Annotated in this window: 18 protein-coding genes and 1 pseudogene; 18 read left to right on the top strand and 1 reads right to left on the bottom strand. The window is 42.2% G+C overall.

Translation table 11 applies throughout. The annotated features are described in order from the left end of the window. Positions 1–3: 3 nt before the first annotated feature. The gene (sfsA, locus tag E3E24_RS10465; protein ID WP_167886874.1) at positions 4–699 is read right to left on the bottom strand and encodes a DNA/RNA nuclease SfsA; all 696 of its coding nucleotides are present in this window, start codon (positions 697–699) and stop codon (positions 4–6) included. 78 nt (positions 700–777) lie between these two features. Here sfsA and E3E24_RS10460 point away from each other — a divergent pair, with 78 nt between their 5' ends. From E3E24_RS10460 to E3E24_RS10375, 18 genes and pseudogenes are all read left to right on the top strand, one after another. Then, the gene (locus E3E24_RS10460) at positions 778–1,338 is read left to right on the top strand and encodes a V4R domain-containing protein (RefSeq protein ID WP_167915987.1); all 561 of its coding nucleotides are present in this window, start codon (positions 778–780) and stop codon (positions 1,336–1,338) included. Beyond that, positions 1,338–2,456, top strand: coding sequence for a winged helix-turn-helix domain-containing protein (locus E3E24_RS10455; RefSeq protein ID WP_240912207.1), 1,119 nt, complete (start codon positions 1,338–1,340; stop codon positions 2,454–2,456). The genes E3E24_RS10460 and E3E24_RS10455 overlap by 1 nt, the downstream gene beginning before the upstream one ends. A 103-nt stretch (positions 2,457–2,559) precedes the next feature. Next, positions 2,560–3,195: a 4Fe-4S dicluster domain-containing protein gene (locus E3E24_RS10450; protein ID WP_167886872.1), complete on the top strand. Its 636-nt coding sequence runs from the start codon at positions 2,560–2,562 to the stop codon at positions 3,193–3,195. Positions 3,196–3,205: 10 nt separating this feature from the next. Continuing rightward, the gene (gene cooS / locus E3E24_RS10445; protein ID WP_206205018.1) at positions 3,206–5,107 is read left to right on the top strand and encodes an anaerobic carbon-monoxide dehydrogenase catalytic subunit; all 1,902 of its coding nucleotides are present in this window, start codon (positions 3,206–3,208) and stop codon (positions 5,105–5,107) included. 73 nt (positions 5,108–5,180) lie between these two features. Next, positions 5,181–5,987: a P-loop NTPase gene (locus E3E24_RS10440; protein WP_167886871.1), complete on the top strand. Its 807-nt coding sequence runs from the start codon at positions 5,181–5,183 to the stop codon at positions 5,985–5,987. Beyond that, complete coding sequence (locus E3E24_RS10435; RefSeq protein ID WP_167886870.1) at positions 5,988–6,182, top strand: CooT family nickel-binding protein; 195 nt, start codon at positions 5,988–5,990, stop codon at positions 6,180–6,182. It abuts the gene before it with no gap. Positions 6,183–6,397: 215 nt separating this feature from the next. Further along, positions 6,398–8,317, top strand: a complete 1,920-nt coding sequence (locus tag E3E24_RS10430; protein ID WP_167886869.1) for a proton-conducting transporter membrane subunit — start codon at positions 6,398–6,400, stop codon at positions 8,315–8,317. Further along, positions 8,314–9,195: a respiratory chain complex I subunit 1 family protein gene (locus tag E3E24_RS10425; protein ID WP_167886868.1), complete on the top strand. Its 882-nt coding sequence runs from the start codon at positions 8,314–8,316 to the stop codon at positions 9,193–9,195. The genes E3E24_RS10430 and E3E24_RS10425 overlap by 4 nt, the downstream gene beginning before the upstream one ends. Before the next feature lie 2 nt (positions 9,196–9,197). Further along, positions 9,198–10,811, top strand: a complete 1,614-nt coding sequence (locus E3E24_RS10420) for an NADH-quinone oxidoreductase subunit C (RefSeq protein WP_167886867.1) — start codon at positions 9,198–9,200, stop codon at positions 10,809–10,811. 3 nt (positions 10,812–10,814) lie between these two features. Then, entirely contained in the window at positions 10,815–11,333 is a 519-nt protein-coding gene (locus E3E24_RS10415; protein ID WP_167886866.1) for a 4Fe-4S dicluster domain-containing protein, read from the top strand. After that, a complete protein-coding gene (locus E3E24_RS10410; RefSeq protein WP_167915986.1) occupies positions 11,326–11,907 on the top strand; it encodes an NADH-quinone oxidoreductase subunit B family protein in 582 nt (193 codons plus the stop codon). The genes E3E24_RS10415 and E3E24_RS10410 overlap by 8 nt, the downstream gene beginning before the upstream one ends. After that, on the top strand, positions 11,897–12,181 hold the full coding sequence (locus E3E24_RS10405) for a monovalent cation/H+ antiporter complex subunit F (RefSeq protein WP_167886864.1): 285 nt from the start codon (positions 11,897–11,899) through the stop codon (positions 12,179–12,181). Before E3E24_RS10410 ends, E3E24_RS10405 begins: the two co-directional genes overlap by 11 nt. Next, positions 12,178–12,537 (top strand): monovalent cation/H(+) antiporter subunit G, encoded by a 360-nt coding sequence (mnhG, locus tag E3E24_RS10400; protein WP_167886863.1) that lies wholly within the window; start codon positions 12,178–12,180, stop codon positions 12,535–12,537. The genes E3E24_RS10405 and mnhG overlap by 4 nt, the downstream gene beginning before the upstream one ends. Further along, complete coding sequence (locus tag E3E24_RS10395; protein WP_167886862.1) at positions 12,530–12,784, top strand: hydrogenase subunit MbhD domain-containing protein; 255 nt, start codon at positions 12,530–12,532, stop codon at positions 12,782–12,784. The genes mnhG and E3E24_RS10395 overlap by 8 nt, the downstream gene beginning before the upstream one ends. Then, a complete protein-coding gene (locus tag E3E24_RS10390; RefSeq protein WP_167886861.1) occupies positions 12,785–13,555 on the top strand; it encodes an MnhB domain-containing protein in 771 nt (256 codons plus the stop codon). Continuing rightward, positions 13,548–13,952 (top strand): sodium:proton antiporter, encoded by a 405-nt coding sequence (locus E3E24_RS10385; RefSeq protein ID WP_167886860.1) that lies wholly within the window; start codon positions 13,548–13,550, stop codon positions 13,950–13,952. The genes E3E24_RS10390 and E3E24_RS10385 overlap by 8 nt, the downstream gene beginning before the upstream one ends. Further along, positions 13,949–14,434: a Na+/H+ antiporter subunit E gene (locus E3E24_RS10380; RefSeq protein ID WP_167886859.1), complete on the top strand. Its 486-nt coding sequence runs from the start codon at positions 13,949–13,951 to the stop codon at positions 14,432–14,434. The genes E3E24_RS10385 and E3E24_RS10380 overlap by 4 nt, the downstream gene beginning before the upstream one ends. A 10-nt stretch (positions 14,435–14,444) precedes the next feature. Continuing rightward, a pseudogene (locus E3E24_RS10375) lies at positions 14,445–14,958 on the top strand (cation:proton antiporter); the annotation flags it as partial.

Below are 14,958 nucleotides of genomic sequence, written 5' to 3'. Positions count from 1 at the left end.
CTCCTAAATTTCAACCTCAAGATTATTGTTCTCAAGAACAACATCTCCTGAAGGCAATAGAGCTATACTCAAGGCTTTTATCTCAACACCTTTAGCTTTCGCTTCCTTTAAAAGCCTTGCAATTTCTGGGTCACCTTTAACGTAAGGCTTAAACTTCCTAACATCTGGCAAAGCTCCAATAAAAATAATCATTGTCCTTTTGCCCTCCTCTCGGAGTTTTATGAGCTCTCTGATGTGCCTCTGACCTCTTAAGCTTGGACAGTCGGGATACATAGCATATTCCTCTTCCCTGAGAACAGCACTCTTCATTTCAACCCAAATCTCTTCCCCATTACACTCCAAAAGGTAATCTAATCGAGAAGTCCCAACTTTAACTTCTCTTTTCTTAATGTAGCAGTCTTTCAGCCACGGGATTAACCCCAATTCAACAGCCCTCTCAAATGCTCTCGCTTGAGTTCTTGTATCAATCACGGCACCTTTAGAATTTTTATCTTCAAAAGCAACTAAAACAAAGTCAGTTTTTCCTCCTTGTTTTGGAGTGCAGAAGCATTTCTTACCCTTAATCATAAACTCCTCTAAGCGTCCGGTGTTTGTTATAAGAGCTTTTTTGACTTCATTATTTATTCTAACCAACCCGACAAATCTGTTTATTCTCTCAATAAACTCTCCTTTAACGATGGGAAGCTTTAGGAGTATCATAATAAACAGCTAAATTTTTTCATTGAAAAGATTTGTGACCAAAAATCTTAAAGTAATATATGCAAATAATTTCATTAGATGATGGGCATGGAGGATATCAGCATTCTAATAGAAAAGTGGAGAGAAATATATAAGGCGGAGGTTAAGAGCAAAAAGAAGCACAGAGAGGAGGTTAAGCTAACTCCCGAGAATTACTTCAATGTTGTGCGTCCGTTTTTCATGAAAATCTCTCCAGAGGATAGAGAGTACGTGAGGACTTTTAGGATGGTTTCGTATGGCATGCTTGAATATAGCCCATCTTTGAGGACTCTAATTCTGAGAGGTGCAGGATATAATCTAGCTCGCAGATTGATAGAAACTGGTGAAATTAAGGACATTGATGATCTGCCAAAAGTGTTTCTAAATCAGAAGATAGGGCTTCTTGATATTGTAGATGAGTCGTTCAGCAAGATGAAGGTGAACATATACGAGTGCATCAGCTGTTATCAGGCACCTCCTATTGGCAGAACCCTATGCGACTTTGAAGCCGGGTTGATTCAAGGGGTCATGGAAGAGCTTATCGGAAAAAATATAACACGTGAGATTTACTGCTGGGGGCTTGGCAACTCTTTCTGCGGATTTGAAGTGATATTCGAGTGATGGATATGAGCATTTTAGCAGTTCAACCTTCAAGCAAATGTGACAGTAGTTGTTTGATATGTCCTTGGAAAGAGAAATTTGGCTGCGCTGGAATAATGCTCCCTCTTGAGGCATTGGAGACACTCAGCTCTCATCTTGAGGATTTTAAATTTGATGAAGGGCTTTTGACATGCCCAAATCCTCTTCTTCATCCAAAGATTGACATCATAATTAGGCAAACTAGGGAACTCTGTAGAAAGATCACTCTTTTCCTTCCAGTATCTGTTTCAAGAAATTTCCTCCACAAAACCTCCCTTGAAAACGTTGATTTTATCTCCTTGATCATACCCTCTTATAAGGACTTAAAATCAAATCTTCAGACAGTGAAAATACTCCTCTCTCAGGGTATAGACAATCTTGAGGCGTATATTTTGCTGGATTCCAACTCTGACTTCGCTGAAATCCTTTCAACAATTGAACTGTGCAAAAGTTATGGGCTAAAGATAACTTTAGGGCCAAAGCTTTACACATCTCCATATGCGGATAAATTCCTTGAAAAAGTCGCGAAGAAAGAAAACGTCGAAATTGGTCTCCATTATGGAAGGAAATATTTCTATAATGCCATTAAGGTCTTCATAGACAATTATCCAGTGACGTTGCTTACTTCTCCGAGTGCTGAGAATTGTAGGGCTTTGTACTTAAATCCCTATGGGAACTTCTCAAAATGTCCACTTTCAAGATTTGAGGTAAACTATAGGAAAATAACCAGAGAAGATCTTAGAAAAATGCTCTTTTCATCTTGCGCAATAAATCGAAATATTATTGGACTTTCACCTAAAATACAGGTCTCATTTGTGACAAAAGATGGTGTTGAAATTCCTGGAGAAATTTTGGAACTTTTGGAGTTAATCTCTCAGGTTAATTCCTTTAGAGCTGCATGTAAAGCTCTTGGAGTTTCTCCATCAACGTACTGGGAAAAAATAAAGAGTTTAGAAGAAAAGTTGGGTATCTCTTTGGTTATATCTGTTAGAGGAGGGAGGAAGAAGGGAATAACAATTTTGACAGATTTTGCTAAGGAACTTCTGAAGGAGTACAAAGAAATTAGGGAAAGAGCAATAGTATCACTATATGAATACTAAGTCGTGTTTTTGTGCGTGAATAAATTAAGGAGTTTTTGATTTATTTGCCGAACACGGTCTCCTTTTAATTTTCTTTGTTTACCTTAATTTTGAGGTGATAACAATGTCACTTCTCAAAGCGAGTTTAGAGAGACCTACCATCTACATTGACCCTAAGAAGTGCATGGGGTGCAGGTCTTGTGAAATAGCCTGTGCAGTAGAGCATTCAATGAGCAAAACACTGTTCGGAGCAATCTCTGAAAAACCAACACCCAAGCCGAGGCTAAAAGTTGTAGTTGCGGATTTCTTCAATGTTCCACTGAGGTGTCAGCACTGTGAAGATGCTCCATGTATAAAAGTCTGCCCAACTGGGGCAATAAAGAAGAGCGAGGAGGGTTTTGTAATACTCAACGCCAACAAGTGTATTGGCTGTTTGATGTGTGTTATAGCTTGTCCATTTGGACATCCGAAGTATGAGCCAGAATACAAGGTTGTTCTGAAGTGCGATTCATGCATTGAGAGAGTTAGGGAAGGCAGAGAGCCGGCATGTGTAGAGGCCTGTCCTACTAAGGCATTGAAGTTTGGAACTCTCGAGGAAATTCTGGATGAGATTAGAAAAGAAAGGGCAGAAGAATTAATTTCGGGCTTGAAAGTCCCAGGAATTGTATACATGGAGCAAGTTGTTGAAGAAAAGAAAAAGGAAGAGAAAATCAGCCCAATGGATGTTTATACAGCCTACTTAGAGGTTAAGTGGTATTGAGGTGGTTGTGATGGCGGAATACATAAAGTTTAAGGTTCCTGCAAAGCAGGTTTCTGAAACTAAGGGAGTTGCTGACCTAATTGAGAAGGCTGAAGAGGAGGGTGTAAAGACTGCTTGGCACCGCTTTTTAGAGCAGCAACCTCAATGTGGATTTGGACTGCTAGGGATTTGTTGTAGAAACTGTAACATGGGTCCATGTAGGATTGACCCATTCGGCACTGGACCAACTAGAGGTATTTGTGGAGCAGATGCTGACACAATAGTTGCAAGGAACATTTTGAGAATGATTGCAGCTGGTGCTGCAGCACACAGCGACCATGCAAGAGACATCGTCCACGTGTTTAAAGGAGCAGCAACAGGGGAGTTCAAGGGATACAAGCTGACGGATGTTGAGAAGCTTAGGGGATTAGCTCAAGCTTTAGGAATAGAGATAGAGGGGAAAACCGAGAGTGAAATAGCCTTAGAAGTTGCACACATCTTGGAATGGGAGTTTGGAAAGCCCGACGATGAGCCATTGAAGTTGCTCATGGCAACAGCACCTAAGAAAAGAATTAAAGTCTGGGAGAGGCTTGGAGTTCTACCAAGAGCAATTGACAGAGAAATTTGTGAGTGCATGCACAGGACTCATATGGGTGTCGATGCAGACCCAGCTTCACTCCTTCTTCACGGTGTGAGGACTTCTCTCGCTGATGGATGGAGCGGCTCAATGATGGCTACCTATTTAAGCGACATCCTCTTCGGAACGCCAAAGCCAATTAAAACCGTTGCAAACTTGGGTGTTCTCAAGGAAGATTACGTGAATATAATTGTCCACGGTCATAACCCAATACTCTCAATGAAGATCGCCGAGGTTGCTCAAAGTGAAGAGATGCAGAAATTGGCCAAACAATATGGAGCCAAGGGAGTAAATGTTGCAGGAATGTGCTGTACTGGGAACGAAGTTTTAATGAGGCTTGGTATTCCTCCAGCTGGAAACTTCCTGATGCAGGAGTTAGCGATAATAACAGGTGCCGTTGAAGCCATGGTCGTTGATTATCAGTGTTTAATGCCCTCATTGGTTGACGTGGCTGGCTGTTATCACACAAAGATAATCACAACCGAGCCCAAAGCTCACATACCTGGAGCAGTGCACATAGAGTTTAAACCAGAGAAAGCAGATGAGATTGCTAAGGAGATAGTTAGGATTGCAATTGAAAACTTCCAGAACAGGCCAAAAGAGAGGGTTTACATTCCAAAACACAAGAGTGAAGTCGTTGCAGGCTTCAGCGTTGAAGCAATTCTTGAAGCACTTGGAGGAACTCTCGAACCTCTAATCAATGCACTCAGAGAGGGTACAATCAAAGGAATTGTTGGAGTTGTTGGATGTAATAATCCAAAGGTTAAGCACAATCACAGTCATGTAACATTAACTAAGGAGCTCATAAAGAGGGACATCTTAGTAGTTGGAACTGGTTGCTGGGGAATCGCAGCAGCGATGGAAGGCTTAATGTCACCAAAGGCTGCCGAACTGGCTGGTCCAGGACTAAAAGCGATATGTGAAGCACTTGGAATCCCACCATGTTTGCATATGGGAAGCTGTGTTGACTGTTCAAGAATCCTAATTGTCCTTGGAGCGCTCGCTGAGGCTTTGGGCGTTGATATCCCAGACTTGCCAGTAGCTGGCTCTGCTCCAGAGTGGATGAGCGAGAAGGCAGTCTCGATAGGAACTTACTTCGTTGCAAGCGGTGTCTTCACTCACTTAGGCGTTGTCCCACCTGTGCTTGGAAGCCAGAAGGTTACAAAACTCCTCACGGATGATATCGAAGACCTCCTTGGAGGAAAATTCTACGTCGAACCGGATCCAATAAAGGCAGCAGAAACAATATACAATGTAATAATTGAGAAAAGAAAGAAGCTCAAGTGGCCTGTTTGACTTTCCTTTTTAGTTTTTAATTTTTGAAAAGCAATTATAGAAGAAGCACAATTTAATCACTGGAGGCACTAAAATGAAGATACTTGTTGCTGGAAAGGGAGGGGTTGGAAAAACTACAATTTCAGCTTTATTAGCCCATATCTTAGCTGATAAAGGGTATAACGTACTTGCTTTAGACACAGATTCAGTTCCCAACCTTGCTCAAAGTCTGGGAATTCCATTCGAGGAAGCTTTGGAAATCATTCCGCTTTCACGAAATGAGAAGCTTGCAGAGGAAAGGACTGGAGCAAGGCCGGGTGAAGGCTGGGGAGTTCTGTTCTCACTAACTCCAAAAGTTGATGATTTAGCTGAGCAATATGGCATAACAATAAAGCCAAATTTGAAGCTTGTCGTCGTTGGAAGCATAGAACAGAGCAAAGAAGGCTGCCTATGCCCAGCATTAGCTCTCGCAAGGGCTTTTTTGATGCATGTTCTGCTCTCTGAAAAGGATATTGTAATTGTTGACAGCGAGGCTGGAGCGGAAGTATTTGGACGTGGACTGGCAGAGAAATTCGATGTCATGATATGTGTCGCAGAGCCAACGCTGAAGTCCTTGATGATAGCAAGGAAGCTCATAGAAATGGGAAGGCAGCTCAACATATCCCATATATTGCTTGTAATAAACAAAGTCCACAACTCTCTAAGAGCTTCCCAGCTTTATGCAAAAGTTTTCTCAGATTCAACACCTTACCATCTTATAGGCTTTGATGAGAATGTTATTTCTGTAGATAACGAAGGAAAAGGCGTTGATGCGATTTCAAAGGACTCTCCAGTGTATAGAGATGTTGAAGCTCTTGCAAGAAAGATATTAAGCATAAAAAAGCGTTCAAAGGTGTTGTAAATGTGCCAGTCGAAGGTCATAGTTCTTGAAGACGGAAAAGCAGAGGTAGTTATGACGGATGTAACTCTGCTTGAGGTTAAGGATGGGAAGATTGTTGTCAAAAATTTGCTTGGTAAAGAGTTAGTTCTTGAGGGATACGAGATTGACTATATTGATTTTATTTCCCACAGAATTTATTTGAGACTCTCTCTTTGATACTCATTTTTGTTCCATAATGTACGTTTTAACCAAAGGTTTAAAATGAATACATTGGGCAAAGTATATAAACATAACTCCACAGAAAATTTCACAGATGTATGAGTTTCGTTTCATGAATAAAAATTTCACTCAAAGTATTTCGGACAATGTAGTGTGTAAATTGATACTTTGCTAAAATCAAGTCCAATCAAGAAAAATTTGGGGGAACAGCAATGGGGACTCAGATGTTGTTAATCCCAATTAGTATATTAGTTATAGCAGCACTGGTAGGGTTGTCAAAAGCAAAAATAGTCCTCAAAATAGTAAGCACACTATCAGCAATGGCCTCAGTGGCAATGATATATGTTGGAATCTTAGGGTTTAGAACAACGCTTGAGCTCAAATACAACTTATTCAATTCATCATCGCTTTTTACGTCTCTCAACTGGCTTGTCTTTAGAGTTGATTCACTCTCAGCGTTTTTCCTACTGATACTAGGAATTCTCAGCCTTTGTGCGTCAATTTACGGTATCAAATACATGGAAAAATATTTTGACAAAGAAGACATGCGTGTTTACACTTTCAACTATCCGATTTTCCTGTTGACAATGTATCTTGTCCTGATATGCTGGGATTTGCTATGGTTCATAATTTTCTGGGAGCTCATGAGCCTGTTTTCACAATTCTTAGTTGCATTTGAACAGAGCGAAGAGAAAGCCGTCAAGGCAGCATTCAAATACTTCTGCATGACAAAAGCTGGAGCTGAGTTTATTATTTTGGTTGTTGTGTTAATAATTCTTAAAGTCACAAACTTCAATGGTAACTACTCAGAGATTGCCAGCATTCTGCCAGTTTATCTCTCAGCCCATCCAGCAATGCTTTATGCCTTAACATTCGCATTGCTCATAGGATTCGGTGTTAAAGCCGCTATGATACCATTCCACTCATGGCTTCCTGATGCTCACCCAGAGGCTCCGAGCAATGTTTCAGCCCTGCTGAGCGGTGTGATGATTAAGTTGCCTATATATATGATGTTCCGCTTTTTCCTTGGCTTCTTCCCAAAAGATGTAAATATTGGTCTCGTAATAGCGTCTTTTGGGGTTATAACGCTGTTCTTTGGCACGATGTATGCTTTGCTCCAGACCGACTCGAAGAGACTCTTAGCATATCACAGCGTCGGTCAAATAGGCTATGTCATCCTTGCATTAGGTGCTGGCATCTATCTCATTTCCTCCGGATACGAGCTCTTGGGTAAGGTAGCTCTGATGGCTTCGCTGTATCATACAATAAACCACGCGGCATTTAAGGGACTACTCTTTCTGACGGCTGGCTCCGTTATCTATACAACAGGTAGTAGGGATTTAAACTATCTCGGAGGGCTCGCTAAATATATGCCTCTAACAGCGGTTTCAGCTCTCATAGGTGCGTTATCAATAGCAGGAATGCCGCCATTTAACGGATTTGTCAGCAAGTGGATGATATACATGTCGACTCTTCCAACACCGACGTTGATTTCGCTCTTTGGAGCCCTTGCACTCTTCATAAGTGCCGTTACAACGGCATCTTTCATTAAGTACTTTACAGCCATCTTTACAAGACCTCCAGCTGAAGAAATTGAGGCAAAAGAGGTTCCCTCCTCGATGTGGATTCCTCAAATACTTCTAGCAGTCATATGTATAATATTTGGTATATATCCATTCTTCCCGCTCAAAATGATTTCATCGGCTTTAGGCTCAATTGGAATCACCGTTAACTTAGATGCCTTAATAGTCTATCCATCGATCGTTGTGCCAAAAGTCGGCAGCTATTCGCCAATAATAATTTTTGCGTTCCTGTTAATTTCAACACTAATGGCTTTGCTGCTTATTCCATCGAGAGACAGTGTGGTAGTGTCCATATGGAGAACAGGAAGGAGCGATGATCTCAACGTGAGCATGCCTGCTGAAGGATATTATAAGGATTTTGAGGAGGCTTTCAGTGAAATTTATGTTCTAGGTGGCACTAGTAAGAGGGCTGTGCAAAAAGTTGCAAAGATTGGAAGAACATTTGGAACAAACTTTGAAGTCTTGTCCTATGACTTAGACTCAATGCTTTCCCTTGCAATGGTTCTCATACTGATTTTAGTGGTAGTTTTAGGGGGTGTTGGTCTATGAACATAATTTTCATAGCAGTCAACTTGGCATTCGCTCTGCTTATTGCTCCAGTAATAGATGGTTTTGAGAGGAAAATCAGAGCACGTTTGCAGAACAGACAAGGACCATCAATACTTCAGACATGGTGGGACTTGATAAAGCTCTTGAAAAGGCCCACAGTTGAGCCTCAAGGTTCTATTAAATCCCTCTACAAGCTTGCTCCCTATATAACTTTCACAGCAGTTTTAACGGCTTATTTAGTAGTCCCAACACTCTTGCCTAGCTCAATGAACTTCATTGGGGACTTTATAGTCGTGGTTTATCTTCTTGGCTTGGCAACTTTGAGCTTTGTCATCGGAGCGTTTTCATCTGGAAACCCCTATGCCCAGATAGGCTCAAACAGAGAGGTTTCGCTCTTTATGAGTGAAGAATTGCTTCTGGCTCTTATCGTAAGCACGATAGCTGTAATAGGCAAAAGTTTAAGCTTTGAGCAGCTGTTCCCACTGCCTTTGAGGATTTCATCAGCTCTCGCATTAATTCTGCTTTTCGTTGTGGTATATGTTGCAAGTGCCAGATTGCCCTTTGATATTGCCGAAGCTGAGCCTGAAATAATTGAGGGCCCTCTAATCGAATACAGCGGAAAACATCTTGGTTTACTTGAATATTCAATATTCCTGAAGCGCCTTCTCCTTTACAGCTTGCTTTTGAACTTCATCATTCCAATCCAGAATCCAATAAGACTCGTTTGTTATCTCATTGGCATAGTAATTCTTTCAGTGATTTATTCAACATTCGAAGCTTACTATGGAAGATTCAGGATTGACCAAGCTGTCAAGCTGATGAAGAAACTTTCTGCTGTGGCTTTGGTTGTGTGGATTATAGCCGTAGTGGGGTGGTGATTATGCTACTTGAAATTCTGAAAGGAAATGATGCTAAAATCCTCAGGCATGATGAGAAAGTAATCTTAGCTTTGGTTCCAAATGATAAGCTTAGAACCACTGCAGAGCTACTTTTCAAGGCGGGCTGTTATTATGCAACTGGGGTTGGCGTTGACGAGCGCTTATTGGGAGTAGGCTTTTCAATGTATCACATCTTCAACTGTGAGTCTGAAAAGAGATATGTGATTCTCAAAGCAGTTGCAAGCAACTTAAGGATTCCCTCAATTACTCCAGTTATAAGCGGTGCAAACTGGGCTGAAAGAGAGGCAATGGACATGGTTGGGATTTTCTTTGATGAACATCCAGAGCCGCTGAGGCTTATTTTACCCGACGATTGGCCTGAAGGGATCCACCCACTGAGGAAGGAGTTTCACTACAATGAAAGGCCTCCAAAAGTTGAATTCAAACCTCCAAAAAGAGAGAAAAAGCCTGGAGTTATGGAGGTTCCAGTGGGGCCCTATCATCCAACACTTCACGAGCCAGAAGTGTTTGAGCTTCATGTTAAAGGCGAGGAAATAGTTGGAGCAGTCTACAGAGGATTTCACGTCCACAGAGGAATGGAAAAGCTGGCAGAGGAAAGGATGACGATAAACCAAATTCCATTCTTAGCTGAGAGAATTTGTGGAATTTGCGGCTATACCCACAACTGTGCCTACGCTCAAGCTGTTGAAGATGCTGCTAAAATTGAAGTTCCAGAGAGAGCTCTCTACATAAGAACTATACTCCTTGAGCTTGAAAGACTGCACTCTCATTTGCTTTGGTTCGGTGTTGCCTTCCATTTACTCGGCTTTGACTCTGGATTCATGCACACATGGCGTATAAGAGAGGCGTTTATGGACTTGGCGGAGCTTTTAACTGGAAATAGAAAAACCTATGGAATGAATCTCATCGGGGGAGTTAGGAGAGACATTGATGAAGAAAAGAAGAAAAAAGTGCTTGAGATTCTTGAAAAAACAAAGAAAGAAACAAAAGAAGTTCTTGATAATGCTGCTGGAATGAAGGAGCTTATAAGCAGGATGGAAGGAATTGGAGTTCTGCCAAAGAACGAGGGAAGAGAAATAGGAGTAGTTGGGCCAGTTGCAAGAGCCTCTGGCATTGACACCGATGTGAGGAGAGACCACCCATATGCTGCTTATAGCGACTTGGATTTCAAAGTGCCTGTCTATAAAGAAGGAGACGTTCTCGCAAGATTCTTGGTGAGGTATGAGGAGACATTTGAAAGCTTCTGGCTAATTGAACAGGCTTTAGATCAGTTGCCTCCCGGAGATATTCTAAACGAAGATTATGAACTCCCAGAATATGTAGTCGGCATTGGAGCAACTGAAGCTCCGAGAGGGGAGGATGTGCACTTTGTAATTACTGAAGGCGGCAACAAAGTTTACAGATGGCGTCCAAGAGCGCCAACATACAACAACCTGCCTGCAGTTCCTATAATGCTTATGGGTGAAAAATTGGCAGATGCGCCAATAATTATAGCTTCAATAGATCCGTGCTTCTCATGTACAGACCACATGGTTATTGTTGATGGAGAAAAAGTCTGCAGATGCTCTCTTGATGATTATCTGAGGGGGCTGTGAGCAATGGGGAGGTTTAAGCTTATTGCCAAGGCTGTAAGCATTGGAAAAGTGACAGAAAAGTATCCTTTTGTCCCGCTTGAAGTTCCAGATGGCTTTAGGGGAAAGCCCGTAATTGACCCGGAAAAGTGCATTGGGTGTACAGCATGCTCAAATGCATGTCCTCCTCAAGCACTGCAAGTTTATGATGACTTGGAGAGGGGAGTTAGGGTAGTTCACCTCTTCATAGGAAGGTGCATCTTCTGCGCCCGCTGTCAGGATGTATGTCCTACTGGGGCAATAAAGCTCACAAAGGAGTTTGAGCTGGCAACTCTCTCCGAGGAAGATCTGCATCAGTTTGTTGAGTTGCAAATGGTTCGCTGTGAAGAATGTGGCAGGCCATTTGACACCTTCAGGCATCTGCTATATTCAGCGAAGGAACTTCAACCTTGGGAGAGGGAGATGATGTTTTTGTGTCCAGAATGCAGAGTTAGGAGAATTTCTGAGAGGCTAATCTTTGCAAAAGGTGGTGGGGGATATGTTTGAGAGGAGTTTATGGGTTTTTCACTTAAACAGCGGGAGCTGCAATGGTTGCGATATTGAAATACTCAACATATTTGCTCCCAAGCAAGATGTTGAAAGGTTTGGAATTAAGCTCGTTGGCTCACCAAGGCATGCTGATGCGATAGCTTTTACGGGTCCAGTCACAAGGGAGTGTCTACCAAAGGTCATTGAAGCATTTAAGGCAGTCCCAGAGCCGAAGATAGTCTTAGCTATTGGCTCCTGTGCCTGTGGTGGTGGGATATGGTACGACACCTACGCAGTAATTGGGGGCGTGAAAGAGCTCTACAAAATCCTTAAGGAGGAGTATGGCATTGAGCCTCCAACAACAATTTACATTCCAGGCTGTCCTCCTAAGCCAGAGACAATAATCTATGCTGTAGCGATGGCAAGAGGCTTAGTAAAGCAGAAGCAGAAGAGAGAAATTTACATCGAAGAGCTCGACGAGAAGACAGAGAGAGACATAGTTGAAATTCTCTTTGGGGAAGCAAAGGAGACAAGGCACTTTGTCCCTAACATAGCAGTTAAAACAGATGGAGGGGAGATGAATGAGCCTTGAGAGTGAGTTTTTTCTTTTGATGAAGTTTGTTATTCCGCTTTACCTTTTAGCATTTGTTATTTATGCAATTAGGGCTTTTAAGGGCCCGACAATAGTTGATATAATCCTAGCAGTTGACTGTATGAGTTTTGATATTGCCGCTTTTATGGCGATCCTTGCTGTATACTTCAAGAGCGCATTCTTAATCAGTGGAGCAATAACTTTAGCACTTTGGGCTTACTTGTTGGACATTTACATCGCAAAGCATTTGGTCAGCAAGGAGGTGGGAGCATGAACGAAGTCCTCTTCTACATTGGAGCAATCATGATAATCATTGGTGGCATTTGTGACCTTTTTGGCGCTCTCGGACTCTTAAAATTCCCAAACTTTTACATTCGCTTGCACGCTGCAACGGTAGGAACTATTGGGGGAGCAGTGGTTCCATTGTTTGGTGTTGGCTTTCTTGCACTCGGGGCAGACTTTCTGCCCCACAAGTATGCAATTGCTGGTGCGAGCTTTGTAACTGGAATCATAGTTCTTCTAGCGGCTCCAGCGGGAGCACATGCATTAGCTTACGCTGCCCATAAGGCTAAAATCGTCAAATGGCAGCCAAAGGTTGACCATCTCGCAGAGGTGAGGGAGAATGATTGAAATACACTTACTAATGCTCCTCATCACGGTAATCATGGGATTAATCTTCTCATATTTGGCAATCATTGAAAAAGATCTGCTCAAGGCCATTGGTTTTTCAGCAGTCCAAGCTATTGCTTACGCCATTGCATTCTACATCCTAATGGCACCAGACATTGTTTTAGCATACATAGCAATTGCTGTTGGAATTTACACGGCATTGCTTGTGTTTGTAGTAAGCAAAACAACTCGCTACGAGGTGGTTTAAATGAGGAAGCTAATTCCACTCGCACTAATTTTGGCAATCATTTTCATCGGTGCTTATATCATAACACCAAAGCTTACTCCACAAATTCAAGTCAGACCTCTTGGCGAATTCTACTTGGAGAACAGCTACTTTGGTGGTTATTCGGCTAAGAGCCCTGAGGTTGTAACTGCAATCCTCTGGGATTATCGTGGTGTTGATACTCTCTTTGAAACTTCAGTGTTCTTCCTTGCAATCATTGGAAGCTTAACACTCTTCAGATTAAACAAAAAGCAAGAAAAAGAAGCGAAACAGAAGACGGAAGAGTTCAGTGGTGGGTTAACTCTCGTCATAAAGTCGGTGACGAAAATTATTGTTGCGATGATTTTGGCTGTTTCGGCTTCGATTGCTTTGCATGGTCATTTGACTCCCGGTGGTGGTTTCCAGGGTGGTTCAGCCCTAGCAGTTGCTCCCTTGCTGATAATTGCAGCTTACTCCAAGTATGCTTTAGAAGATCATGGTTTGGACAAGACTAGGGCTTTAATCCTTCGTTCCATTGGTCTCTTAGGAATTGCTCTCGTAGCATTAGTTCCATTGCTTAATGGCGGCTTCATCATGCAGAACCAGCCAATCTTTCCAGCTGAGGTTGGAAGACAACTTGTAAGTGGTTCACTGATTTACTATAACTTCTTTGAATTCCTAGCAGTTGGCGCTGGATTCACGGCAGTATTCTTACTCTTAGCAATTCCGGAAAGTGTGTTCAAGAGGTTCTTGAGGAGGGAGGCTCATGAATGATGTGATAACATTCATCTGGGCAGTCATCATATTATCTCTGATCGCAACAATCGTAATAAGCCTCTATGGAATTGCGAGGAGGCCCAATTTAGTCAAAAAACTCATTGCGTTAACAATCTTCGGAGATACGGCAAATCTGGTTGTAGTTTCGCTGGGTTACCGTTTGATTTACCCAGTGGCACCGCCAATTTTGCCCTCACTCTCAAAGGAGGCTTTGAAGCAATTCATTTCAACGGCAGTTGATCCTCTGCCACAGGCTCTCGTTATTACAGCTGTTGTTATTGGAATGGCCGTTAACGTACTCATCGCTTTTGCAATAATTCAAATCTACCGTCTATACGGGACTGTTGACGTGAGAGAACTTCAGAATAAGTTGCTTGGGGGTGGCGAGCAATGAGAGGAGTAATTCCCACGGCAATACTAACTTTTATCACTTACATCCTCTTCACTGGCTCTACAAAGCCATTCGACTTGGTTACGGGGTTAATTGTTGCTATTGGAGTGGGCTTGCTTGTCGGAAAATACCTCGTTCAGAGTGATTCCAAAGCCTTGAACCCAGTTAGATGGCTTTGGGCTGTAATTTACTTCATCTGGTACATGCTTATTGCTGAAGTAAAAGCACACTTGGATGTTATGGCTAGAATACTCAGCGGAAAATACGAGGCTGGAATAGTAAAAGTCCCCATTGGGGTGAAGACGGATTATGCAAAAACACTTGTAGCGAACTCAATCACAAATACGCCAGGAACTGTCGTAGTTGACTTGGATGACAAATACATGTACGTAAACTGGATTAACGTGACTACGGAAGAGCCTGAAGAAGCGAAGAAAGAAATCTCGGAGGAATTTGAACGCTTTGCTAAGAAGATTTTCGAATGAGGTGAGGGAAATGAACGTTGTTGGCTTGACTCCAATCATTCCAATTGTCTTTGCATTCGCACTACCATTATTCTCAATCCTCATCAAGGGGAATAGGAAAATTGTTCAAGCTTATGTCCTCTTAGGAACGGGTTTAACTTTAATCTCCTCGTATAGACTATTCCAGCTGGCTTACTCTTCAAGCACTCCATTGGTTTATACTTTCGGCAAGTGGGTTGCTCCAATTGGAATAGTTTATGAGGTTGACAGGCTGAGTGCCTTAATTGCTTTAGTCACTGCTGGATTAATGTTCCTCATTACGATTTACAGTTACCGCTATTTAGAACATGAGGAAGGTTTAGAATGGTACTACACGCTCTATCTTGGCTTAGAAGCTGGATTATTGGGTGTTTTGCTCACGGGTGATGCTTTCAATCTCTTCGTCATGATTGAGGTCACGAGTATAGCAGCTTATGCCTTAGTAATGTTCTATCGCGATAGGGGTGACTCAGTCACTGCAGGATTTAAATACGCTCTGATTGGTG

Origin of the sequence: Thermococcus sp. LS2 (assembly GCF_012027375.1) — an archaeon.
Taxonomy (GTDB): Archaea; Methanobacteriota_B; Thermococci; order Thermococcales; family Thermococcaceae; genus Thermococcus_B.
The sequence above is the reverse complement of the archived record's forward strand: the minus strand, read 5'-3'. Positions and strand labels throughout refer to the sequence as shown.